Raw genomic sequence first — 22,558 nt, 5'->3', positions numbered from 1 at the left:
GGTCGGCCGGGCTGCGGGATTGGCCGGAAGGCAGGTGTAGCGAGGGGTGCAAGCGGGCGCAGTGCACAGGAAATCCCCTATTGTCACAACAATCTGACGTCGGAGGTGCCTGTCACCCTTACGGCGGATATTCTCGCCCCGTGAACACCCCTGATCCCACGGCCCTCGAACTCTCGGTGAACCGCGCGAGTCCGGTGCCGCTCTACTACCAGCTCGCCCAGCAGCTGGAGAGCGCCATCGAGCACGGCAGGCTCGCCCCGGGCAGCCTGCTCGGCAACGAGATCGAGCTGGCCGGACGGCTCGGGCTCTCCCGTCCCACCGTCCGCCACGCCATCCAGACGCTGGTCGACAAGGGGCTGATGGTCCGCCGCCGGGGGATCGGGACACAGGTCGTGCACAGCCAGGTCAAACGCCCGCTGGAGCTGAGCAGCCTCTACGACGACCTGCGGGCGGCCGGGCAGAGCCCCACCACCCGCGTCCTGCGCAACGGGACGGCCCCGGCCTCCGCCGAGGTCGCCGCCGCGCTCGGGATCGCCGAGGGCGACGAGGTCGTCGTCCTGGAACGGCTGCGGCTCAGCCACGCAGAACCGATGGCGTATCTGTGCAACTTCCTGCCGCCGGGCCTGGTGCGCCTGGACACCGAGGAGCTGGAGGAGACCGGCCTCTACCGTCTGATGCGGGCCGTCGGGATCACCCTGCACAGCGCCCGCCAGACCGTCGGCGCGCGCAACGCCACCGCGCGGGAGGGCGAGAGCCTGGACGAGGCGGAGGGCGCGGCGCTGCTGACGATGCAGCGCACGACGTACGACGACACGGGGCGCGCCGTCGAGTACGGCACCCATATCTACCGGGCCTCGCGGTACGCCTTCGAGTTCCGGCTCCTCGTCCAGTCCTGACCGCCGAACGGGCCCGTCGGCCGGCGGGCGGCGCCGAACTCGCCGCGCTCGAAACGAGTTGGCCCGGGACGCCCTAGGCTTGGCCCCGGCGGGTGGCGGTTCGGCAGGTCGAGCGGCCCGGCCCGGCACCGAACGCCCGTACCGTCCTGGAGCGCAGCACCCCATGGCCCGACGTCCCGCACACACCCGTCGCACCGGCCGGTCCGTCTCGTCCGCAGGGGCAGGGCGACGCGTCACCGACGCCTCGCCCTGCCCCTGCGGGGCGGACGCCACCTACGGCGCGTGCTGCGGGCGGTTCCACACCGGATCCGCCACGGCGCCCACCGCCGAGGCGCTGATGCGCTCCCGCTACAGCGCCTTCGCCGTACTCGACACGGCGTACCTGCTCACCACCTGGGACCCCGCCACCCGTCCGGCGCGCCTCGACCTCGATCCCGCCACACGCTGGCAGGGGCTGGAGATCCTGGCGACCACCGACGGCAGCGCCTTCCACACCACCGGCACGGTCACCTTCCGCGCCCGGTTCACCGACGGGGGCGGACCGGGCGCACTGCACGAGCACAGCCGGTTCGCCCGGCACGACGGCGCCTGGGTCTATGTAGACGGCACCTTCCCCGACCAGGACCTCTGACCTCAGCGCCGCGCGGTCGCGAGCGTCGAGCCAGCCGGGATCCGGGCCCGGCCCGACAGGTCCTGCGCCAGGTCCTCGGCCAGCAGGCGCTTCGCGATCGCGTCGACCGCGCGGCGCAGTTCGGCGCCGCTGGGCCGGCCCCGGTCGGCGTCGAGCTGTTCGTTGAGCCACTGCGCCCACGCCGTATTGATCACGGCGGCCTCCCGGGCGCCCGCCTCCGTGTGCGCGAGCATGTTCCCCGTCCGGCTCAGATACCCCTCCTCGACCATCCGGTCGAAGACCGGGAGGAGCACCTCGGGCGGCAGCCGGTGGCGCTCCGCGATCAGCCCCAGACTGGTGTGGCCGACCATCCGGGTGAACAGCTCGACCTGCATCACCGCCCACGCCCCCGCGAGGTCCAGCCGGGTGTCGGCCGAGAGCAGGAGCCGGCGCGCGGTGTCCCGCCCCGTGGTGCGCAGGATCTTCGCGACGGACAGCTCCAGCAGCCGCTCCGAGTCACCGGAGCTGACCGGCGAGCCGAACCCCTCGCCCATGTCCGTGGAGCCCGCCCGCGCCGAGTCCCGCAGCCGCACCTGCTTGAGGAAGAGCGCCACCACGAATCCGAGGAGCGCCACCGGCACCGTCCACAGGAACACCGTCTGCAACGCGTCCGTGTAAGCCCGCACGATCGGCGCGGCCTGCGCGGACGGCAGCGCGTGCAGCCCCTCCGGACTCCCCGCCGCCTTCGCGAGCGCGGCGGGATCCGCCCCGGGCCCCGCGACCCGTACCGCCCCCGCGATCCCCGTCCGCAGGTTCGGCGCCAGGGAGTTGGCGTAGATCGTGCCGAAGACCGCCGCGCCGAAGGCGCTGCCGAGCGTACGGAAGAAGGTCACCCCGGACGTGGCGGTGCCGAGGTCCGCGTACTCGACGGTGTTCTGCACCGCGATCGTCAGCACCTGCATGACCAGCCCGATCCCCAGCCCCAGCACCAGCATCGACCCCGACTCCCGCCACACCCCGGAGTCCGGCCCCATCCGGGACAGCAGGTAGAGCCCCGCGGCCATCACCAGCGAGCCGACGATCGGGAAGATCCGGTACGCGCCGGTCCTGCTGACCACGGTGCCGCTGAAGACCGAGGCGACCAGCAGCCCGAAGACCATCGGCAGGGTACGGACGCCCGAGACGATCGCCGAGTCGCCGTCCACGTACTGGAGATACGTCGGCAGGAAGGTCATCGCGCCGAGCATCGCGAATCCCACGATGAAGCTCAGGACAGAGCAGACCGTGAAGACCGGATTGCGGAACAGCCGCATCGGCAGCATGGGTTCGGCCGCGCGCGTCTCCACCACGCAGAACAGCGCGAGCGCGACGACACCGCCCACGAACAGCCCGAGGATCACCGGCGAGCCCCAGGCGTACTGGTTGCCGCCCCAACTCGTCGCCAGGATGAGGGCGCTGGCCCCGACCGCCACCAGCGCGATGCCCAGATAGTCGATGACGGGCCGGGAGACCGCCTTGACGGACGGGATCGTCCGGGCCGCGGCGACGACCACGAGGATCGCGATCGGCACATTGATGTAGAAGGCCCAGCGCCAGCTCAGATTGTCCGTGAACACCCCGCCGAGCAGCGGCCCGACGACCGTCGAGACCCCGAAGACCGCGCCGATCGCCCCCTGGTACTTGCCGCGTTCGCGCAGCGGGATGACATCCGCGATCAACGCCATCGCGGTGACCATCAGCCCGCCCGCGCCGATGCCCTGGAGCGCGCGCCAGGAGATCAGCAGCGTCATGTCGGTGGCCAGTCCGCACAGGAACGAGCCCGTGATGAAGACGACCGCGGAGATCTGGAAGACCAGTTTCCGCCCGAAGAGATCACCGAACTTGCCGACCAGGACCGTGGAGACCGTCTCGGCGAGCAGATACGAGGTGACCACCCAGGACATGTGGGCGGCGCCGCCCAGATCCGAGACGAGGGGGGGGCGGGGGGGGGCGCCCCGCCCGGGGTTTTGTCCCGGCGGGGGTTTGGGGGGGGGCGCGTCGCCACCGCCGTCGACGGGTCCTCCGGCCAGGGATGACGCGGATAGCGGCCCCGCAGCTCCGCTCGCACCGCCCGGTAGCCGTCCCGCCAGAACGACGCCAGGTCCGCCGTCACCGCCGCGGGCCGCCCCGCCGGCGACAGCAGATGCACCAGTACCGGAACCTGCGCCTCCCCGCCCACCCGGGGCGTGTCCCGCAGCCCGAACAGCTCCTGGAGCTTCACCGCCAGCACCGGCTGCGGCCCGCCGTACTCCACCCGGACCCGCGAACCGCTCGGCACCTCGATTCGCTCCGGCGCCAGCTCGTCCAGGCGCGCCGCCTCCCCGGTCGACCATGGCAGCAGCCGCCGCAGCGCCTGCCCCGCGTCCAGCCGCCCCAGATCCGCCCGGCGCCGGGCCCGGGACAGCTCCGGCTCCAGCCAGGCGTCCGCCCCCGCCAGCAGCGCCCCGTCCGAGACGTCCGGCCAGCCGCCGCCCAGCTCCCGGTGGAGGAAGCCCAGCCGCTCGCGCAGCCCCTCGGCGTCCCGCGTCCAGCGCAGCAGCCCCAGACCCTCCCGCTCCAGACCGGCCAGCAGGGCCCGCCGTACGAGAGCGGGGTCCGGCTGCCGCAGCGGGCGCACCGACAGCTCCACCGCACCCAGCCGCGCCACCCGCCTGGCCACCACCTCGCCGCCCTCCCAGCGGACCTCCTCGCCCTGCGCGTACGCGTGGCCGGCCGCCTCCCGGGCGGTGTCCTCGTCGATGACGGCGGCCAGCCGCACCCGCGCCGACGCCGCCGTCGCCGGCCGGTCGGCCACCGCCACCGCCAGCCAGCCCGCGCTCCGCAGCCCCGAACCCTGGCCCAGTTCGGCCCCCGTCCCCGAGACCATCAGGAACGTTCCCTCACCCCGGGCGCGCGCGACCCGCTCCGGGAAGGCGAGCGCGGTGACCAGCCCCGCGGCGAGGTCGTCGGACCCGGCCGCGGAACCCGCCGCGGAGGAGCCCCCCACGGACGAGCCCCCCACGGAGGAGGACAGCCGCCGCACCTCCTGACGCCAGCGCGCCGCGTACGCGTCCCCGCCCGACCCGCTCCCCGACCCGCGCGCCGTACGCCACGCCGCCGCCAGATCGTCCCCGTACGCCCGGGGCGGCTCCTCGCTCAGCAGCGCCACCACCTCCGCCGCCCGGCGCGCGCCCACCTGGCCCGCGCCGTCCAGGAGCGCCCGCGCGAGCCGGGGGTGCAGACCGAGCCCCGCCATCCGTACGCCCCGCTCCGTGGCCCGCCCGTCCCCGTCCACGGCGCCGATCGCCGCGAGGACCGAGCGCGCCGCCGCCAGCGCCCCCGCGGGCGGCGCGTCCAGCAGGGCGAGCCCCGCCGCCGACGGGTCGCCCCAGCACGCGGCCTGGAGTGCGAACGCCGCCAGGTCCGCGACCTTGATCTCGGGGGAGGGGAAACGCGCCAGCCGGCCGTCCTCGGCCGGGGACCAGCAGCGGTAGACCGTCCCCGGGGCCTCCCGCCCGGCCCGCCCCGCGCGCTGCCCCGCGCCCGCCTGCGACACCCGTACCGTCGTCAGCGCGCCCAGCCCGCGCGCGTGATCCGTACGGGGCTCGCGCGCCAGCCCCGCGTCCACGACGACCCGTACCCCCGGCACCGTCAGGCTCGACTCCGCCACCGCCGTGGCCAGCACCACCCGGCGCCCCTCCGACGCGCCCGCCAGCACCGCGTCCTGCACCGCGGCGGGCGCCCGGCCGTGCACCTGGAGCACCTCGGCGCCGCACCCCCCGAGCAGCCCGGCCACCCGGCCGATCTCGCCCACCCCCGGCAGGAAACACAGCACATCGCCCGTACGCTCGGCCAGTGCCCGGCGCACCACCGACGCCACATGCGTCAGCAGCGCCGGATCGACCCGCATCCCGTGCGGCGGTCGCACCGCCCCCGGGGGCGGCGCCCACACCGTCTCCACCGGGTGCGACACACCGGTCGCCGTCACCACCGGCGCGTCCCCGAGCAGCCGCGCCCACCCCTCGGCGTCGGTCGTCGCCGACGCCGCCACCAGCCGCAGCTCGGGCCGGAGCGCCGCCCGTACGTCCAGCAGGAAGGCCGCCACGGTGTCCGCGTCGAGATGGCGCTCATGGCACTCGTCGAGGATCACCACATCGACCCCGGCCAGCTCCTGGTCACGCTGGAGGCGCTGCAACAGCACCCCGGTGGTCACCACCTCCACCACCGTGGCGCGCCCCACCGCGCGCTCCCCGCGCACGGTGAAACCCACGCGCTCCCCGACCCGCTCGCCCAGCAGCCACGCCATCCGGCGGGCCGCCGCGCGCGCCGCGATCCGCCGCGGCTCCGCGACGATCACCCGGCGTACCGGGCCCCGCCCGAGCAGCCCGGCCAGGACCAGCGGCACCAGCGTCGTCTTGCCCGTGCCCGGTGGCGCGCACAGCACCGCGCAGCCGTGCGCGTCGAGGGCGCCCTCCAGCGCGGGGACGGCGGTACGTACGGGCAGGGCGGCCAGGATGTCGTCACGGATCACCCGCCCAGTGTCGCCGGTGCCGCCCGTCGCGTCCGCCTCCTGCCGCGCACCCCGGCGGCGTACTTCAGTCGCGCTCGCAGACGAAGATCGCCGTGCCCGGGATCAGCGCGCCGCGCAGCGGGGACCAGCCGCCCCATTCCTGCGTGTTCCACACCGGCCACTGCGGCTCCACGACGTCGAGCAGCCGGAAGCCGCCGCCCACCACGTCGCGCACCCGGTCGCCGAGGGTCCTGTGGTGCTCCACGTAGACCGCGTTCCCTTCCTCGTCCTCTTCCACGTACGGAGTGCGGTCGAAGTACGACGCCCCGGCCGTCAGGCCCTCGGGACCCGGCTCGTCGGGGAAGGCCCAGCGCACCGGGTGGGTCACGGAGAAGACCCAGCGCCCGCCCGGCCGCAGCACCCGCCGTACCTCGCGGAAGACCTTCACCGGATCGGCGACGAAGGGGATCGCCCCGTACGCCGAGCAGGCCAGGTCGAAGGAGCCGTCCCGGAAGGGCAGCGTCCCCGCGTCCGCCTGGACCAGCGGGAAGGTACGGGAGCGTCCCTCCGCGATGCGCAGCGCGTGCTGGAGCTGGCGGTGCGAGAGGTCCAGCGCCACCGGGCGCGCGCCCTGCGCCGCCAGCCAGCGCGAGCACTGGGCGGCGCCGGCGCCGATCTCCAGGACGTCCCGGCCGCGCAGCTCCTCGGCCGGGCCCAGCAGCTCGGCCTCCACCTCGTCGAGCCCTTCGGGGCACCAGACGAAGCGGTCGTCGCCGAGGAAGCTGCCGTGCTCGACCTGGTAGTCGTCGGCGTTCCTGTCCCACCAGCCCCGGTTGGCGCGGCTGCTCTCGGTCTCCCCGGAGTCACGGCGGGTCGCCTCCGGCTCGGGCTCCGGCGCGGGCCCGGGGAGGGGCCCCGGTCCGCCGGACTCGTACGCCGCCGCCTGTGCCGTTGTCCGCTCGGCCTGTTCTCGCTGCTCTTGGATCATCATGTCCGTCGTCGTAGGGTGCGGGCGAGGGCCCTTGTGGCCTCATCAAACGCAGTTTGTGCCGGGTATGGGACGTTCCGCCCCGGGTGTGCGCCTTCGCGCATTGACCGTGCCCGGCTGCTTCCGTATGCTAAAGGTTGCGCTGCGGGCTTGCGCGCCTCAGACGTAGCAGCCGCGCTCGCACTCTGTAAGTACGTTTTCCTCGGTCGGCGAGGCGCTTTCCCCGGAATCTCGGGGACGGCGCTCCCTTGGCTGTCCGGGTTCTTGCAGATGGCGATACGGGCTCCCGGCGTAGCAGTACCTACGACTCACTGTCCGCACCGGAGCCCTTTCCCACATGACGAGCAGCACCGAGACCACCGCCACCACCCCGCAGGTTGCGGTCAACGACATCGGTAACGAGGAAGCCTTCCTCGCCGCGATCGACGAGACGATCAAGTACTTCAACGACGGCGACATCGTCGACGGCGTCATCGTGAAGGTCGACCGGGACGAGGTCCTGCTCGACATCGGTTACAAGACCGAAGGCGTCATCCCCTCCCGCGAGCTTTCCATCAAGCACGACGTCGACCCCAACGAGGTCGTCGCCGTGGGCGATGAGATCGAGGCCCTGGTTCTCCAGAAGGAGGACAAGGAAGGCCGTCTCATCCTGTCCAAGAAGCGTGCGCAGTACGAGCGCGCCTGGGGCACGATCGAGAAGATCAAGGAAGAGGACGGGATCGTCACCGGTACCGTCATCGAGGTCGTCAAGGGTGGTCTCATCCTCGACATCGGCCTCCGTGGCTTCCTGCCGGCCTCCCTCGTCGAGATGCGCCGCGTCCGCGACCTCCAGCCCTACGTGGGCAAGGAGCTCGAGGCCAAGATCATCGAGCTGGACAAGAACCGCAACAACGTGGTCCTGTCCCGCCGTGCCTGGCTGGAGCAGACCCAGAGCGAGGTCCGTCAGACCTTCCTCACGACCCTGCAGAAGGGCCAGGTCCGCTCCGGCGTCGTCTCCTCGATCGTCAACTTCGGTGCGTTCGTGGACCTCGGCGGCGTCGACGGTCTCGTGCACGTCTCCGAGCTGTCCTGGAAGCACATCGACCACCCCTCCGAGGTTGTCGAGGTCGGCCAGGAAGTCACCGTCGAGGTTCTCGACGTGGACATGGACCGCGAGCGTGTCTCCCTGTCGCTCAAGGCGACGCAGGAAGACCCGTGGCAGCAGTTCGCCCGGACGCACCAGATCGGCCAGGTCGTTCCCGGCAAGGTCACCAAGCTCGTTCCCTTCGGCGCGTTCGTCCGCGTCGACGAGGGCATCGAGGGTCTGGTCCACATCTCCGAGCTGGCCGAGCGCCACGTGGAGATCCCGGAGCAGGTCGTCCAGGTCAACGACGAGATCTTCGTCAAGGTCATCGACATCGACCTGGAGCGCCGCCGCATCAGCCTCTCGCTGAAGCAGGCCAACGAGTCCTTCGGCAGCGACCCGGCCTCGGTCGAGTTCGACCCGACGCTCTACGGCATGGCCGCGTCCTACGACGACCAGGGCAACTACATCTACCCCGAGGGCTTCGACCCCGAGACCAACGACTGGCTCGAGGGCTTCGAGACCCAGCGCGAGGCGTGGGAGGGCCAGTACGCCGAGGCGCAGTCGCGCTTCGAGCAGCACCAGGCCCAGGTCATCAAGTCCCGCGAGGCCGACGAGGCCGCCGCTGCCGAGGGTGCTGCCGCGCCCGCCGGCGGGGGCAACGCCCCGGCCGCCTCCGGTGGCGGTGGCTCGTACTCCTCGGAGTCGGCGGACAACTCCGGCGCCCTGGCGTCGGACGAGGCCCTTGCCGCGCTGCGCGAGAAGCTGGCCGGCGGCCAGAGCTGACGCTCCGGCAGTGTGTAGTAGGTAGGTAGCAGGACCGCTTGAACGTAAGGCCCGTTCCCCTCGGGGAGCGGGCCTTACGCGTGCCCGGACCGCGCGCCTGCGGGAGGTCCTTGCCGCCCGTGACGGGGCGGCGCACGCTGGGGCAGGGCGCGCCGCCGCCGTCAACCGGGCGCCTGCGGACGGATGTTCGCCATGGCGGGGCCGGTCGGATGGGTTAGGCGGGTGGGACGTGGGGAATGCCTGCGCCCCATGACGCGTTCTTCGTTATGAACACGAGGAGGAGCGGTAACCGTGCTTGATCCGCAGGGTTTGTACGAGTGGGAGCCCAAGGGCCTCGCCGTCGTCGACATGGCGCTGGCGCAGGAGTCGGCGGGCCTGGTCATGCTGTACCACTTCGACGGCTACATCGACGCGGGGGAGACGGGCGACCAGATCGTCGAGAACCTGCTGGAGTCACTGCCCCACCAGGTGGTGGCCCGATTCGACCACGACAGACTGGTCGACTACCGCGCGCGGCGCCCGCTCCTGACGTTCCGGCGCGACCGCTGGACGGACTACGAGACGCCCACGCTCGACGTACGGCTGGTGCAGGACGCCACGGGCGCCCCGTTCCTGCTGCTGTCGGGCCCCGAGCCGGACGTGGAGTGGGAGCGCTTCGCTGTCGCCGTACGGCAGATCGTCGAACGCCTCGGCGTCCGGCTGTCCGTCAACTTCCACGGCATCCCGATGGGCGTACCGCACACGCGTCCCGTCGGCATCACCCCGCACGGCAACCGCACGGACCTCATGCCGGGCCACCGCGGCCCGTTCGACGAGGCCCAGGTGCCGGGCAGCGCCGAATCGCTGGTCGAGTACCGGCTGATGGAGTCGGAGCACGACGTGCTCGGAGTCGCCGCGCATGTCCCGCACTACGTCGCCAGGTCCTCGTACCCGGACGCGGCGCTGACCGCCCTGGAGGCGATCACCGCCGCGACGGGGCTGGTGCTGCCGAGCGTCGCGCACTCCCTGCGTACGGAGGCGCAGCGCACCCAGACCGAGATCGAGCGGCAGCTCGGCGAGGGGGACGAGGAGCTGGTCACGATGGTGCAGGGGCTTGAGCACCAGTACGACGCGATGGCCGGCGCCGAGACCCGGGGCAGTCTGGTCGCCGAGCCGGCGGAGCTGCCGTCGGCGGACGAGATCGGGCGCGAGTTCGAGAAGTTCCTCGCGGAGCGGGAGGGCGAGGCCGGGGCGTGACCCCATACGGGCGGCGTGGGGCGGACCGCCGCCCGGCCCAGCCGGGTGGTGCGCGAGGCTCTAGGCTGCCTCCATGCTGAGGATGGGACTCACCGGCGGAATCGGATCGGGAAAGAGCGAGGTCTCCCGTCTGCTGACCGGATTCGGAGCTGTGCTGATCGACTCCGACCGGATCGCCCGGGAGGTGGTGGCGCCGGGCACACCCGGACTGGCGGCCGTGCTCGCCGAGTTCGGCCCGGACGTCCGCACCTCCGAGGGCGCGCTCGACCGGCCGGCACTCGGCCGGATCGTCTTCGGCGACCCCGAGCGGCTGCGGGCGCTCAACGCGATCGTGCACCCGCTGGTGCGGGCGCGCTCGGCCGAGCTGGAGGCCCAGGCGGGCCCGGACGCGATCGTCGTCCACGACGTACCGCTGCTCGTCGAGAACGGCATGGCGGGGCTGTACGACCTCGTCGTGGTCGTCGACGCCACCCCCGAGACCCAGCTCGACCGGCTCGTACGGCTGCGCGGGATGACCGAGCACGCGGCGCGCGAGCGGATGGCGGCCCAGGCCACCCGGGAGGCGCGGCGCGCCGTCGCCGACCTCGTCATCGACAACGACGGCCCGCTGGAGCGGCTGGAGCCGCAGGTGCGCGCGGTGTGGCGGACCGCGACGGAACGCGCCGCTGCGCGCGGCTGACCGGTCCGCGCCGGATGCGGCGGGCACGAGGGCGTCACGAGGGCGTGAGGAATAGCGTCGCCGTGTCCCGCGTTGAGAGCGCGAAGTCAGGGAAGGATGCGAACGTGCCAGAGAGCCCGGAGACCCACGTCATCGACTACCGCGCGGCGGAACAGCTTCTCGCCGCGCGAGACCCGCGCGGGGCCGTCAAACTGCTGGACTCGGTGATCGCGTCCCATCCGGAGAACACCGCGGCCCGGCTGCTGCGCGCCCGCGCCTTCTTCGCCGCCGCGCAACTGCGCCCCGCCGAGCTGGAATTCGAACTCGTACTGGAGCGGGAGCCGGACAACGCGTTCGCGCACTTCGCGCTGGCCCGTACGTTCGAGCGCTCGGGGCGGCCGGAGCAGGCGAAGCGCCACTTCCGGCTCGCGGCGGCGCTGGACCCCAAGCCGGAGTACCTCCAGGCGGCGCGCTTCGACTCGAACGCACCGGACGCCTGAAGCACCCGCGTCAAGGGCTGGGCCGCTCAGATCATGGGGTGTGGTGGCGGAGGTGGCGGCGCCGGCGCATCCGATGGCGCTCCAGGTCCCGGATGCGCTCCCGGTCCTGCACGAGAATCGGGTACGGGCCGTGGTCCGGCCGGTACGGAGGGACATCCCGGCCCGGCTGGAAACGCGGCCCCTGCCGGATCCGTGCCAGGACCACGGCCAGATCGATCGCGACGATCAGCATCAGCACCCCGCAGGCGGCTGCCCACCCGGGTCTTCCGGCCACGGCGAACGCCGCCGTACCGAGGGCGGTCCAGACCAGCCCCCACAGGCTCAGCCAGAACCGCATCCGCAGCGCGCTGCGCGCGGTGACAGGTTCACTACCGGTGCGCATGGCTCTCGCACCTCCCGTTCCGGCCCTCACCGCTGGTGTACCCGGCGACGCGCGCCGGTGAACGTCGCGGGCGCCTCTCGGTGTCAGCGCCTCAGTGCACGATCGAGTAGCTGCGCCACGGCCCGGCGCCCGGAGCGATCACATCGGACAGCGTCGTGGCGATGTACGTCGTGTTCTTGCCGGTGCAGTCGGCCGTCGGGTACGCGACGAGATCGAGCACGGTGCGGTTGGTGATCGCCACGGCTCCGGTCGGTTTCAGTCTGTGGCAGCCGGTGACCGACGGGGTGGTCACCTGGACACGGCTCTTGTGGCCGGTGTCGTACGTGATGGTGCCCACCGCGGCCCGGCCGAGGACGGAACAGCCCGTGACGGCGAAGGTCAGGAGGACGGCCCCGGCGGCGATGCCGAGGCGCCGGTGATCGGTCACGGACATGGGCGGGTCCTCGTCTCGGGAGCGGAAGCGTGAGCAGGGGGCTGCGGGGAGGCTGGGGCTGGGGCTGCGGGACGGCTGCGGCTGCGGCTGCGGCTGCGGCTGCGACTGGGGCTGGGGCTGCGGGACGGCTGCGGCTGCGTGAGGAAGCCGGAAAGGGGGGGCGGAACAAGGAGCGGAACGGGCGGCGGGCGGGCGGAGAGCGGACATGTGCTGGTCACCCTGCCGGATGGGAGACCCCGCGGCACCGCGAGCGCCGCCGGTCGGGCTACGCGCCGGTAATCCTCCTGCCCCGCGTGTCTCGACCACCGGTCATACAAGGCATACCGTGGTAATCAGCACCTCGGTCCGGCGTCTGGCGTCAGGGGGCCCATCATGGTCGAGGAACTGGTCATCGCGGTCATAGCCGTCATCTGCGCGTGCGGGCTGTACGCCATGGCGGCGGCCCGGGTCGTCAAGCAGTACGAGCGGGGCGTGGTCCTGCGCCTGGGCCGGCTGCGGGAAGGGATCAGGGGCCCGGGGTTCACCACGGTCATCCCCTTCGTGGACAAGCTCCACAAGGTCAACATGCAGATCGTGACGATGCCGGTGCCCGCCCAGGACGGCATCACGCGCGACAACGTCACCGTGCGCGTGGACGCCGTGATCTATTTCAAGGTGGTCGACGCGGCCGACGCGGTGATCAGGGTCGAGGACTACCGGTTCGCCGTCTCCCAGATGGCACAGACGTCGCTCCGCTCCATCATCGGCAAGAGCGACCTGGACGATCTGCTGTCGAACAGGGAGAAGCTGAACCAGGGCCTGGAACTGATGATCGACAGTCCGTCGATCGGCTGGGGTGTCCAGATCGACCGGGTCGAGATCAAGGACGTGTCGCTGCCGGAGACGATGAAGCGGTCGATGGCACGCCAGGCGGAGGCCGACCGGGAGCGGCGCGCGCGGGTCATCAACGCGGACGCGGAGTTGCAGGCGTCGAAGAAGCTCGCCGAGGCCGCCGAGCAGATGTCCGGACAGCCCGCGGCGTTGCAGCTCAGGCTGCTCCAGACGGTCGTGGCGGTCGCCGCCGAGAAGAACTCCACCCTCGTCCTGCCCTTCCCCGTGGAGTTGCTGCGCTTCCTGGAGCGCGCCACGCCCGGCGAGGCCGCACAGGCGGTCCAGGCGGTCTCCGAGGTCGCGCAGGCGACGACCGCTCCCGCCGCCCGGCCGGCCCCGGACCCGGGCCCGCTGCCGGACCCCGTACCGGTGGTGGACCGAGAACCGGAACCGGCCGCGGAACGGGAGCCGGAACCGGCCGGTTCCCCGGAGCCCGGGGCCGAACCCGACCCTGACCCGGAGGCGCTGAGGGAGCGGCTGGCCTCTCCCGATTCCTCGCCGCCCGCCAGGCCCCACGTCCAGCCGCACGTCTGACCGGCGCCGTATGACGCGCCGGGGCCCGGTCTGCGCGACCCGGCAGGGCAGGGTCGGCGGACGACCCGCCCTCGACCCACCGGTGGTGGCGTTCCTGGGGATCCCGTACGCGAGCGCTCCGCGCTTCGGACACCCCGTGCCTCCCGAGCCGTGGGAAGGCGTCCTGCCCGCGGTCGCGTACGGTCCGACGGCGCCGCAGGCCCCGTACACACCGCCCCTCGACGCCCTTCTGCCGCAGCACACCGTCCCCGGAGCGCCGGGGGAGAGCTGTCTCAACCTGAACGTCTGGACCCCCGAGCCCGGCCCCGAGGCCCGTCTTCCGGTGCTGGTGTGGGTGCACGGCGGGGCCTTCGCGAACGGTTCGGGATCGCTGCCCGCGTACGACGGCGGTACGTTCGCCCGCGACGGCGTGGTGTGCGTGACGATCAACTACCGGCTCGGGGCCGAGGGCTTCCTCCACCTCGACGGCGTACCGGACAACAGGGGGCTGCTCGACCAGATCGCCGCCCTGGAGTGGGTGCGGGAGAACATCGCCTCCTTCGGAGGCGACCCGGACCGGGTCACCCTCTTCGGGCAGTCGGCCGGAGCGATGAGCATCGGCGCTCTGCTCGCCATGGAGCGCGCTCGGGGGCTCTTCCGTGGCGCGATCCTCCAGAGCGGCGCGGCCCACCACTACCTGCGCCCCGCCTCGGCGCGGCTGATCACGGCCCGGCTCGCCCGGAAACTGTCCGTGCCGCCCACCGCCGACGCCTTCGCCGCCCTTGCGCGGCCCCGGTTGCTGTCCGCGCAGAGCGAGCTGCGCGCGGAGATCGGGGCCCGGCCCGACCCCACGCTGTGGGGCGAGGCGGCGCTCAACATGATGCCGTTCGAACCGGTCCTCCCCGAGCTGCCGCTGCCCGGGCCCGGTGACGGAGTCCGGCTGCTGGCCGGCAGCAACCGGGAGGAGTACCGCCTCTTCCTCGTGCCCACCGGACGGCTGGACGCGCTGCCGGAGACCAAGCTGCGCGCGACCGCGGCCGCGTACGGCCTCGACCCGGAGCGGGCACCGGCCGTCTACCGCGCGGCGCGGCCCGACGCGGGCCCGGGCGAGGTGTTCGACGCCCTGGCCACGGACTGGTTCTACCGGATCCCCGCGATCCGCCTCGCCGAATCCGTGCCCGGCTCGTACCTGTACGAGTTCGCCTGGCGCTCCCCGCGCCACGGCGGGCTGCTCGGCGCCTGCCACGGCGCCGAGCTGGGGTTCGTCTTCGACCGTCCGGACCACCCCGCGTACACCCCGATGCTCGGCGACCGGCCGCCGGCCGGGCTCGCGCGGGCGATGCACCGGGCGTGGGTGGCGTTCGCGCGGACCGGCGACCCGGGCTGGGAGCCGTACGACCGCGACACCCGTACGACGATGGTGTTCGGCGACGGCCCCGACGCCGCCTCCGCGCCCGTGCGCGACCCGCGGGCGCGGGAGCGCGAACTCTGGGACGGGCTGCGCTGACCTGCGGAAAGGCTCTGCCGAGGGGCGGTGTCAGACCCCCCGCCTAGACTCGCAGAGTAATCGGACACCGGCCGATGCGAAGCGGGGAGGGGGAAGGACCATGACCGTGCACGGAACCGCGGCGCTGGTGCGTCACGCGGCCGTTTTCCTGCCCGCGGGGCTGCCGCGCGAGGGGCGGGTCGCCTTCTGGGCGCCGGAGGGGGAGCTGCCCGAGGAGCCGGAGGACGAGCTGACGGTCGTACGACGCGACGGCGGCGAACACGGCGCCGGCGCCGGTTCCGGCAGCGGTGCGACCGAGGGTGAGGACGGCGATGCCGGGGTCCACGCGGTCACGGTCCCCGTCGTCCTGATGTCCGTCGCCGACGCGGTCCCGCTCCTGGTCCGCGCCCGGCGCGACAGGACGGCGCACCCGGCCTCGGCCTGCTGGGGCGCCGCCGCGCTGCACGCGCTCCAGCTGGCCGCGCGCGGCCGGCTGCTCCCCGGGCTCACCGCCTCCGACCATGACGCCTGGCGGGCCGGCCCGCTCGACGCCGACGACATCGCGCAGTTGCGCGCCATCGCCGCGGCCATGCCGCCCGAGGCGCACCCCGTACCGCTGCCCGGCGACGGGCCGCTCCTGCTGCCCGAGCCCGAAGCGCTGGTCCGTGCCTTCCTCGACGCGGTGGCCGACTCCCTGCCGCGCACCCCGGCGGCGGCGTACGCGGCAGGGGCGCCGTTCGCCGCCCGTGCCGGGCAGCATCTGCCGGGCGCCAGGGCCTGGGCGGCCGAGGCGGCGGCCGGCATGGACGCGGGGGTACGGGTCTCGCTGCGCCTCGACCTCTCGGCGTACGAGCTGTTCGACCACACGGAGAGCGCGGCGGAGAGCGCACCCGCCGTCCGGGCCGGCCACACCCCCCTGGCCGACGACATCACCGCCGGCGACCGCGCCACGGGCGACGAGGTACGCCGGGCCGGGACGGCGCTCGTCCAGGTCCACAGCCTGGCCGACCCGACCCTGGTCATCGACGCGGCAGGACTCTGGGCGGGCGACGGAGCCGACAGCTTCGGGCCCCGCGCCCGTATCGACGCCATGCTGGCGCTGCGCCGTGCCGCCCGCGTCTGGACGCCGCTCGCCCGGCTCCTGGAGCGCGACATCCCCGACGCGCTGCCGCTCTCCGAGAACGAGCTGTACGAACTGCTCGGGCCCGGGGCGGCCCGCCTCGCGGAGGCGGGCGTCGCGGTGCACTGGCCCCGGGAACTGGCGCGTACGCTCACGGCGGCGGCGGTGGTCCGCCCCGCGCCCGGCTCGGCCACCGACGGCACCCCGTTCTTCGACAGCGCGGAACTGCTCAAGTTCAACTGGCAGTTGGCGCTCGACGGCGATCCTCTCTCCGAGCACGAGATGGACGCCCTCGCCGAGTCGCACCGGCCGATCGTCCGCCTGCGCGACCAGTGGGTGGTCATCGATCCCGCCCTCGTACGGAAGGCCCGCAAGCGGGAGCTGGGCCTGCTGGAGCCCGTCGACGCGCTGGCCGTCGCGCTCACCGGTACGGCCGACGTCGACGGCGAGACCGTGGAGGCCGTACCCACCGGCGCGCTGGCGGCGCTGCGCGACCGGCTCCTCTCGGGCCCGGCGACGGTCCCCCAGCCCCCGGCGCTCGCCGCCACCCTGCGCGACTACCAACTGCGCGGCCTGGCCTGGCTGGACCTGATGACCTCCCTCGGCCTCGGCGGCTGTCTCGCGGACGACATGGGCCTCGGCAAGACCGTCACGCTCATCGCCCTCCACCTGCACCGCGCCCGCCCCGCCCCGACGCTGGTCGTCTGCCCCGCCTCGCTCCTCGGCAACTGGCAGCGCGAGATCACCCGCTTCGCCCCCGGTGTCCCCGTGCACCGCTTCCACGGCACGGGCCGCACCCTGGACGAGGTGACCGACGGCTTCGTCCTCACCACGTACGGCACGATGCGCGGCAGCGCCGAGACGCTGGCCGCGCACCCCTGGGGCATGGTCGTCGCGGACGAGGCGCAGCACGTCAAGAACCCCTTCTCGTCCACCGCCAAGGCGCTCCGCACGATCCCGGCGCCCGCCAGGGTCGCGCTGACCGGCACGCCCGTGGAGAACAACCTCTCCGAGCTGTGGGCCCTCCTCGACTGGACCACCCCCGGGCTGCTCGGCCCCCTCAAGGCGTTCCGCGCCCGCCACGCCAGGATCGTGGAGAACGTGGAGAACGCGAAGAGCGCCGACATCAAGGACGCCGACAACGAGGAGGCGGTGGAGCGACTGGCCCGCCTCGTCCGGCCGTTCCTGCTGCGCAGGAAGAAGTCCGACCCGGGCATCGTGCCCGAGCTGCCGCCCAAGACCGAGAGCGACCACCCCGTCCCCCTCACCCGGGAACAGGCGTCGCTGTACGAGGCGGTCGTACGCGAGACGATGGCCGCCATCGAGGCGTCCGAGGGCATCGCCCGACGCGGCCTGGTGATGAAACTGCTCACCTCCCTCAAACAGATCTGCAACCACCCCGCGCAGTTCCTGAAGGAGGACGCCGCCCGGCTGACCGGCCGCTCCGGCAAGCTCGCCCTGCTCGACGAACTGCTCGACACGATCCTCACCGAGGACGGCTCGGTCCTGATCTTCACCCAGTACGTGTCGATGGCGCGGCTGCTCTCCGCGCATCTCGCGGCCCGCGCCGTCCCCTCCCAGCTGCTCCACGGCGGTACGCCCGTCGCGGAGCGCGAGCGCATGGTCGACCGGTTCCAGTCCGGCGAGGTGCCCGTCTTCGTCCTCTCGCTGAAGGCGGCGGGCACCGGGCTCAACCTGACCAGGGCCGGCCATGTCGTCCACTTCGACCGCTGGTGGAACCCGGCCGTCGAGGAGCAGGCCACCGACCGCGCCTACCGCATCGGCCAGACCCAGCCCGTACAGGTCCACCGGCTCCTCGCGGAAGGCACGGTCGAGGACCGGATCGCCGACATGCTCGCCGCCAAGAAGGCCCTGGCCGACGCCGTCCTCGGCTCCGGCGAAGCGTCCCTCACCGAGCTGACCGACCGCGAACTGGGCGATCTCGTCTCCCTGCGGAGGCCGTCATGACCGCGGCGCGCGCACCCCGGCACGACGACCGCCGCCGGACGTTCCCCGCCCTGCCCGCCCGCCCCGGCGACAGCGGCCACGGCGACTTCGCCGAGACCTGGTGGGGCAACGCCTGGGTGGAGTCCATGGAGGACACCGCCCTCGACACCGCGCGCCTCCAGCGCGGCCGTACCTACGCGGGCAGCGGCCGTGTCGACGCGATCACCGTCACCCCCGGCCGCGTCATGGCGTACGTCCACGGCTCCCGGCCACGCCCGTACCGTACGGAGATCCGGCTGCGCACCCTCGGCGACACCGACTGGGAGGACCTGCTCGACGCCGCCGCGGCCCGCCCCGACCACATCGCCGCCCTGCTCGACAAGGCCATGCCGCACACCCTCGCCGCCTCCGCCGATCTGCTGCCCGCCGCGGGCGACCTCACCCCCGACTGCTCCTGCCCCGACGACGGCTACCCCTGCAAGCACGCGGCGGCCCTCTGCTACCAGACGGCCCGGCTCCTGGACGAGGACCCCTTCGTCCTCTTCCTGCTCCGGGGCCGCGGCGAACAGGAGATCCTGGCCGACCTGACCCGCCGCAACGCCGCCCGCTCCGCGGCGGAACGGACCACGACCGCGCCGCCGATGCCCACGGTCGACGCGCGGACAGCCCTCGCCCCGCGCCCGCTCCCACCGCTGCCGCCACCGTTCCCCGCCCCCGCCCACCCCGGCCGCCCGCCCGTCTACCCCCAGTCGCCCGGAGCGCCCGACCCGCTCGCCCTCGACCTCCTCGCCACCGAGGCCGCGGCCCGCGCGCACACCTTCCTCACCACGGGGCTCGACCCGATCGGCGCCCTCACCCCCTGGCAGGACGCGGTCCGGCTGGCCGCCGCCCACCCCGGCTCGGGGCTGACCGCCTCCACCCGCGCCCTCTACCGTGACCTGGCCGCGGCCCTCCACCGCGCCCCCACGGACCTGGCCCGCGCCGTCGCCGCCTGGCATCAGGGCGGCCTGGCGGGCCTGGCCGTACTGGAAGAGCCCTGGGACCCGCCGGCCGGTCCCTTCGACCGGGCCCGGCCCGCCCTCATAGCCGCCGACTTCCCGCACTTCCGCCCCGTGCGCAACCACCTCTCCACGGACTCGCTGCAACTCCGCTTCGGCCGCGACGGCCTCTGGTACGGCTACGAGTCGGACCGCGGACGGGAGGACTGGTGGCCGCGCGGTACCCCCGACACCGATCCGGTGGGCGCACTCTCCGCCCTGCTGGGCCGGTGACGGGTAAGCTCGTTCACTCCCGTACTTCGGTGGACTGACACATTTCGTAGCGGTTGAAGGGGGACCGGTGGAAGCCGAATTGGTGGCACTGGCGACGGCGGGCGCGACGGCACTCATCCAGCAGATGGCGACGGACGGCTGGAGCGGCGCGCGCGACCGGGTGGCCCGATTCCTCGCCGCACGCGGCTGGGGATCGGCGGAGTCCGTCGGCACCGACCTGGACACCGCGCGCGCCGAGCTGACCGCGGCACGCCAGGAGGACGACGCGGAAGCCGTCGACGACCTCCACGCGGAATGGCGCGGCCGACTGCGCCGCACCCTGCGCGCGGACCCGGCGGCGGCGGCCGAACTGCGGTCACTGCTGGACGAGTTGTCCCCGGAGGTCCCCGGTCAGCAGGTCCGCGATATTCACAACTCGATCAGCGGCGGTACGTACAACGAGCCGGTCATCCAGGCAGGCAAGGTCGACACGATCCACAGGATCGGCGGCCGGTACTTCGGGTCCGGCGGCCAGGGCGGCGCGCCATGACAGGTGACGGCGGGGGCCGCTGGGGCAACAGCGTCAACGGCGGTACGCAGCACGGCCCCGTCGTCCAGGCGCGCGAGATCGGCAGTTACACCTCGCAGCACTTCCACTTCCACGGCGGGGAGGAGAGCGGCGGGCCGCTGCCCGGCACCGCGCCGACGGGGCATCAGCTTCCGCTGGGGGAGGTGGCGTTCAAGAACAGGGTCGCCGAATCCGGTGACGTCCTGCGGGCCCTCGATCGCGAGGTGCCGTCCGGGCCCGTGCACCCCCTGATCGTCACGCTCAGCGGGATCAGCGGCATCGGCAAGACCGCTCTGGCCGTCCATCTCGCCCATGAGCTGAAGAGCCGGTTCCCCTGGTCCACCTATGTCGATCTGGACGAATGGCGTACGGCCGGTGCGGTCGACACCGAGGCCGTGCTCAAGCATCTGCTCCGCCGGCTGGGTGTGCGGGAGGGCTGGCTGCCCGCCGGGTACCGCGATCTGGTCGGCATGTACAAGACGGTGACCGACGGGGCCCGTATGGTGCTCGTCCTCGACAACGTGTGGTCCGCCGACGAGGTCACCACCCTGCTGCCGGTCTCGGCCCGCTCGGTCGTCCTGGTCGCCGGCCAGCGGCGGCTGCACGCCCTGGAGGGGCCCAGGACGGTCGCTCTCGTGCTGGAACCGCTGCGGAGGGAGCCCGCCCTCGACGTTCTCTCCGAGTACATCGGGAGCACGGGGCGTCAGGTCTCCCCGCAGATGGTGAGCCGGCTCGAACAGCTCTGCGCGGGTTTTCCCATCGCCCTGCACACCGCGGGCGGACTCCTGCGCGAACATCCCAGCAGACGGGTGGAGCGCATCGTCGCGGACCTCACGGCGGCCCTCCACGAGAAAGGGCTCTCCGTGGTGGAAGCCGTCTGGAACGCCGCCTACGACGCGCTGGACGCGGCCGACGCCCAGCGGCTCTACCACCTCATGCCGCGGTACTCCGGCTACGACCTCACCCTCGAAGCCGCCATGGCGCTGCTCGGCACCGGGCGCGACGACGCGGAGGACGCGCTCGACCTCCTCACCAACGCGGGGCTGCTGGCCGACTCCCCGCGTCCCGGCCGGAAGCGGCTGCACGACCTCCTGCGCGCCCACGCCGTACGCCGCGCGGACCGTTACGGCGATCCGGCCGAGACGGAGGACGGCCTGCGCCGGCTCGTGGCCTGGTACCGCAGACAGGCGGAACGGGCCGACCGGGTGATCGCCCCCGAAAGGATGCGCGTGGCCGAACCCGTGCCCGCGCTTCCCTACGCCCCCGACGTGCCGTTCGCGGGCGAGGCGGAGGCCCGGTCCTGGCTCGACACGGAACGCAAGGCCCTGTACGGACTCGTAGGGACCGCGAGCGACCTGGGCGAGGACACGCACGCCTGGTCCCTCTGCGAGCCGTTGTGGAAGCACTACGAGGACCACCACAACCACACGGACGCGATCCGCGCCTTCGGGACGGGCCGGGACGCCGCACGGCGCGAGGGGTCCGCCGAGGCCACGAAGGCGCTCATCCGGATGCGCTGTCAGCTCGCGCAGGCCCTCTGGAAGGCAGGCCGTCCCGAGGAGGCCGACACCGAGACGCGCCAGGCGTTGCGGTCGGCGGAATCGGTCGTTCCCGATACCAAACTGCACGCCTCCGCACTGGAGTTCCGGGGCAAGTTCCTCGCGGCGTGCGGAAGGCCCGACGACGCCGTGCCGTACTTCGAGCGGTCGCGCGCCCTCCACGCCGCGCTCCCCAACCCCTACGGTGTGCTGCTCCAGAGCCTTCTGCTCGGCCGGACGCTACGGGCCGCGGGCCGGTCGGCCGAGGCCGGGGAGGAGCTGGAGACCGCGCTCGCCCTGGCCAGGGAAGAGGACCATCCGCGCATGATCGGCCGGACGGCGGCCGAGCTGGGCCGTACGTACCGGGACGCGGGCCGTCCCGAGCGGGCCTTCGCCGCGTACGAGGAAGCGCTGGACCAGGAGCGGCGGCGGGAGTCCACGTACGACCAGGCCGTACTGCACGAAGAGCTGGCCGCCCTCGCCGAGGAGGCCGGCGACCGGGAGAGGGCGGAGGAACACCGCGGCAGTGCGAGGGAACTGCGCGTCCGGGCGGGCGCGGAGCCCGGCCGCGCGGGGGAGCCCGGCACCGGGACCTGAGACCGCGTCCCCGTACCGGGACCCGAGACCGCGCCCCGGTACCGGGACCCGAGCGCCCTGAAACCGGGCGCCGCGCTCACAGCTCGGCGCGGGTGTCCTCGTCCGTCGCCCGGGTCAGCAGGGCGGTGGACCGTCGGCCGCCCACCACGCAGTCGAGGGTCACCGGCACGGCGGCGGAGGCGGCGCCCGGGTTCGCCTCCAGCCATCCGTGCACGCAGGAGAGCACGGCCGCTGGGTCGGGCCGTACCCAGGGCTCGCCCCGTGAGGCGTCCGCGGTGATGCGCACCGCGAGCAGCCCGGAGGACCCGGCCTCGGGAGGAGCCCCGGGAAGAGCCCCATGAGGAGTCCCGGGAGGGGCCTCGGGAAGCACGCCGGGAACGGCCGGTTCCCGGCGGCGCAGGACGCAGCGGTCGTGGGCCAGGACGGCCGCCGCGGTCCGGCACGCGGGATGCTCCTCCAGAGCGTGGGCCGTCCAGCCGCCCGCCGTCCACACCGTGTCCCGCGTACGGTCCGGGGGGGCGGCGCGGGGGGCGGGGGGGCGGCGGGGCCGCCCCGCGCCCGCGCGCGGCGCCCCCCCCCCCCGGCCCCC

At 73.5% G+C, this 22,558-nt stretch carries 14 protein-coding genes and 4 pseudogenes; 12 read left to right on the top strand and 6 right to left on the bottom strand.

Translation table 11 applies throughout. The annotated features are described in order from the left end of the window. The first annotated feature begins 140 nt into the window (after positions 1-140). Positions 141-896, top strand: a complete 756-nt coding sequence (locus ACFXPK_RS03725; RefSeq protein ID WP_385000319.1) for a GntR family transcriptional regulator — start codon at positions 141-143, stop codon at positions 894-896. Between the two features lie 163 nt (positions 897-1,059). Next, the gene (locus tag ACFXPK_RS03720; RefSeq protein WP_385071254.1) at positions 1,060-1,527 is read left to right on the top strand and encodes a YchJ family protein; all 468 of its coding nucleotides are present in this window, start codon (positions 1,060-1,062) and stop codon (positions 1,525-1,527) included. Between the two features lie 2 nt (positions 1,528-1,529). On the opposite strand, the pseudogene ACFXPK_RS03715 reads toward ACFXPK_RS03720, so the two are convergent. The 3 genes and pseudogenes from ACFXPK_RS03715 to ACFXPK_RS03705 all read right to left on the bottom strand — a co-directional run. Next, positions 1,530-3,485 (bottom strand): annotated as a pseudogene (locus ACFXPK_RS03715) (MDR family MFS transporter); the annotation flags it as partial. 53 nt (positions 3,486-3,538) lie between these two features. Next, positions 3,539-6,055: pseudogene (gene hrpB / locus ACFXPK_RS03710) on the bottom strand (ATP-dependent helicase HrpB); the annotation flags it as partial. A 64-nt stretch (positions 6,056-6,119) separates the two neighbouring features. Further along, positions 6,120-7,025, bottom strand: coding sequence for a class I SAM-dependent methyltransferase (locus ACFXPK_RS03705; RefSeq protein WP_384995901.1), 906 nt, complete (start codon positions 7,023-7,025; stop codon positions 6,120-6,122). 334 nt (positions 7,026-7,359) lie between these two features. Between ACFXPK_RS03705 and rpsA the strand changes: the two genes are divergently transcribed. The 4 genes from rpsA (at position 7,360) to ACFXPK_RS03685 (ending at position 11,265) form a co-directional block, all read left to right on the top strand. Further along, positions 7,360-8,871 carry a 30S ribosomal protein S1 gene (rpsA, locus tag ACFXPK_RS03700; RefSeq protein ID WP_384995898.1) on the top strand — a complete coding sequence of 504 codons (1,512 nt, stop codon included), beginning with the start codon at positions 7,360-7,362 and terminating at the stop codon, positions 8,869-8,871. A gap of 291 nt (positions 8,872-9,162) precedes the next feature. Next, positions 9,163-10,107 (top strand): PAC2 family protein, encoded by a 945-nt coding sequence (locus ACFXPK_RS03695; protein WP_384995895.1) that lies wholly within the window; start codon positions 9,163-9,165, stop codon positions 10,105-10,107. A gap of 73 nt (positions 10,108-10,180) precedes the next feature. Then, complete coding sequence (gene coaE, locus ACFXPK_RS03690) at positions 10,181-10,786, top strand: dephospho-CoA kinase (protein WP_385071249.1); 606 nt, start codon at positions 10,181-10,183, stop codon at positions 10,784-10,786. A 104-nt stretch (positions 10,787-10,890) separates the two neighbouring features. Continuing rightward, positions 10,891-11,265 (top strand): tetratricopeptide repeat protein, encoded by a 375-nt coding sequence (locus ACFXPK_RS03685; protein WP_384995889.1) that lies wholly within the window; start codon positions 10,891-10,893, stop codon positions 11,263-11,265. Between the two features lie 124 nt (positions 11,266-11,389). On the opposite strand, the pseudogene ACFXPK_RS03680 reads toward ACFXPK_RS03685, so the two are convergent. Together ACFXPK_RS03680 and ACFXPK_RS03675 are read right to left on the bottom strand one after the other, a co-directional pair. Then, positions 11,390-11,647, bottom strand: a pseudogene (locus ACFXPK_RS03680) (DUF6343 family protein); the annotation flags it as partial. Between the two features lie 91 nt (positions 11,648-11,738). Continuing rightward, positions 11,739-12,080, bottom strand: a complete 342-nt coding sequence (locus tag ACFXPK_RS03675; protein ID WP_384995887.1) for a hypothetical protein — start codon at positions 12,078-12,080, stop codon at positions 11,739-11,741. Positions 12,081-12,452: 372 nt separating this feature from the next. Between ACFXPK_RS03675 and ACFXPK_RS03670 the strand changes: the two genes are divergently transcribed. The 6 genes from ACFXPK_RS03670 to ACFXPK_RS03645 all read left to right on the top strand — a co-directional run bounded on the left by ACFXPK_RS03670 (position 12,453) and on the right by ACFXPK_RS03645 (position 21,969). After that, positions 12,453-13,484, top strand: a complete 1,032-nt coding sequence (locus ACFXPK_RS03670) for an SPFH domain-containing protein (RefSeq protein ID WP_384995884.1) — start codon at positions 12,453-12,455, stop codon at positions 13,482-13,484. 10 nt (positions 13,485-13,494) lie between these two features. After that, entirely contained in the window at positions 13,495-14,970 is a 1,476-nt protein-coding gene (locus ACFXPK_RS03665) for a carboxylesterase/lipase family protein (RefSeq protein WP_385071246.1), read from the top strand. A 100-nt stretch (positions 14,971-15,070) separates the two neighbouring features. Next, positions 15,071-18,037, top strand: coding sequence for a DEAD/DEAH box helicase (locus ACFXPK_RS03660; protein ID WP_385071243.1), 2,967 nt, complete (start codon positions 15,071-15,073; stop codon positions 18,035-18,037). Beyond that, on the top strand, positions 18,034-19,287 hold the full coding sequence (locus ACFXPK_RS03655; protein ID WP_385071240.1) for an SWIM zinc finger family protein: 1,254 nt from the start codon (positions 18,034-18,036) through the stop codon (positions 19,285-19,287). The genes ACFXPK_RS03660 and ACFXPK_RS03655 overlap by 4 nt, the downstream gene beginning before the upstream one ends. Before the next feature lie 67 nt (positions 19,288-19,354). After that, positions 19,355-19,816 (top strand): hypothetical protein, encoded by a 462-nt coding sequence (locus ACFXPK_RS03650; protein WP_384995874.1) that lies wholly within the window; start codon positions 19,355-19,357, stop codon positions 19,814-19,816. Further along, the gene (locus ACFXPK_RS03645; RefSeq protein ID WP_385071237.1) at positions 19,813-21,969 is read left to right on the top strand and encodes a tetratricopeptide repeat protein; all 2,157 of its coding nucleotides are present in this window, start codon (positions 19,813-19,815) and stop codon (positions 21,967-21,969) included. Before ACFXPK_RS03650 ends, ACFXPK_RS03645 begins: the two co-directional genes overlap by 4 nt. 76 nt (positions 21,970-22,045) lie before the next feature. On the opposite strand, the pseudogene ACFXPK_RS03640 reads toward ACFXPK_RS03645, so the two are convergent. Then, positions 22,046-22,558, bottom strand: a pseudogene (locus ACFXPK_RS03640) (hypothetical protein); the annotation flags it as partial.

The sequence above is a fragment of the Streptomyces sp. NPDC059142 genome (genome assembly GCF_042755665.1).
Classification (GTDB): domain Bacteria; phylum Actinomycetota; class Actinomycetes; order Streptomycetales; family Streptomycetaceae; genus Streptomyces.
This window is presented reverse-complemented; position numbering and strand designations above follow the sequence as displayed.

Excerpts from the sequence above, each read along its gene's own strand:
- coaE (WP_385071249.1), top strand. The coding sequence starts at position 10,181 with ATGCTGAGGATGGGACTCACCGGCGGAATCGGATCGGGAAAGAGCGAG.
- ACFXPK_RS03665 (WP_385071246.1), top strand. The coding sequence starts at position 13,495 with ATGACGCGCCGGGGCCCGGTCTGCGCGACCCGGCAGGGCAGGGTCGGC.
- ACFXPK_RS03705 (WP_384995901.1), bottom strand. The coding sequence starts at position 7,025 with ATGATGATCCAAGAGCAGCGAGAACAGGCCGAGCGGACAACGGCACAG.
- ACFXPK_RS03660 (WP_385071243.1), top strand. The coding sequence starts at position 15,071 with ATGACCGTGCACGGAACCGCGGCGCTGGTGCGTCACGCGGCCGTTTTC.
- rpsA (WP_384995898.1), top strand. The coding sequence starts at position 7,360 with ATGACGAGCAGCACCGAGACCACCGCCACCACCCCGCAGGTTGCGGTC.
- ACFXPK_RS03675 (WP_384995887.1), bottom strand. The coding sequence starts at position 12,080 with ATGTCCGTGACCGATCACCGGCGCCTCGGCATCGCCGCCGGGGCCGTC.
- ACFXPK_RS03655 (WP_385071240.1), top strand. The coding sequence starts at position 18,034 with ATGACCGCGGCGCGCGCACCCCGGCACGACGACCGCCGCCGGACGTTC.
- ACFXPK_RS03645 (WP_385071237.1), top strand. The coding sequence starts at position 19,813 with ATGACAGGTGACGGCGGGGGCCGCTGGGGCAACAGCGTCAACGGCGGT.
- ACFXPK_RS03670 (WP_384995884.1), top strand. The coding sequence starts at position 12,453 with ATGGTCGAGGAACTGGTCATCGCGGTCATAGCCGTCATCTGCGCGTGC.
- ACFXPK_RS03720 (WP_385071254.1), top strand. The coding sequence starts at position 1,060 with ATGGCCCGACGTCCCGCACACACCCGTCGCACCGGCCGGTCCGTCTCG.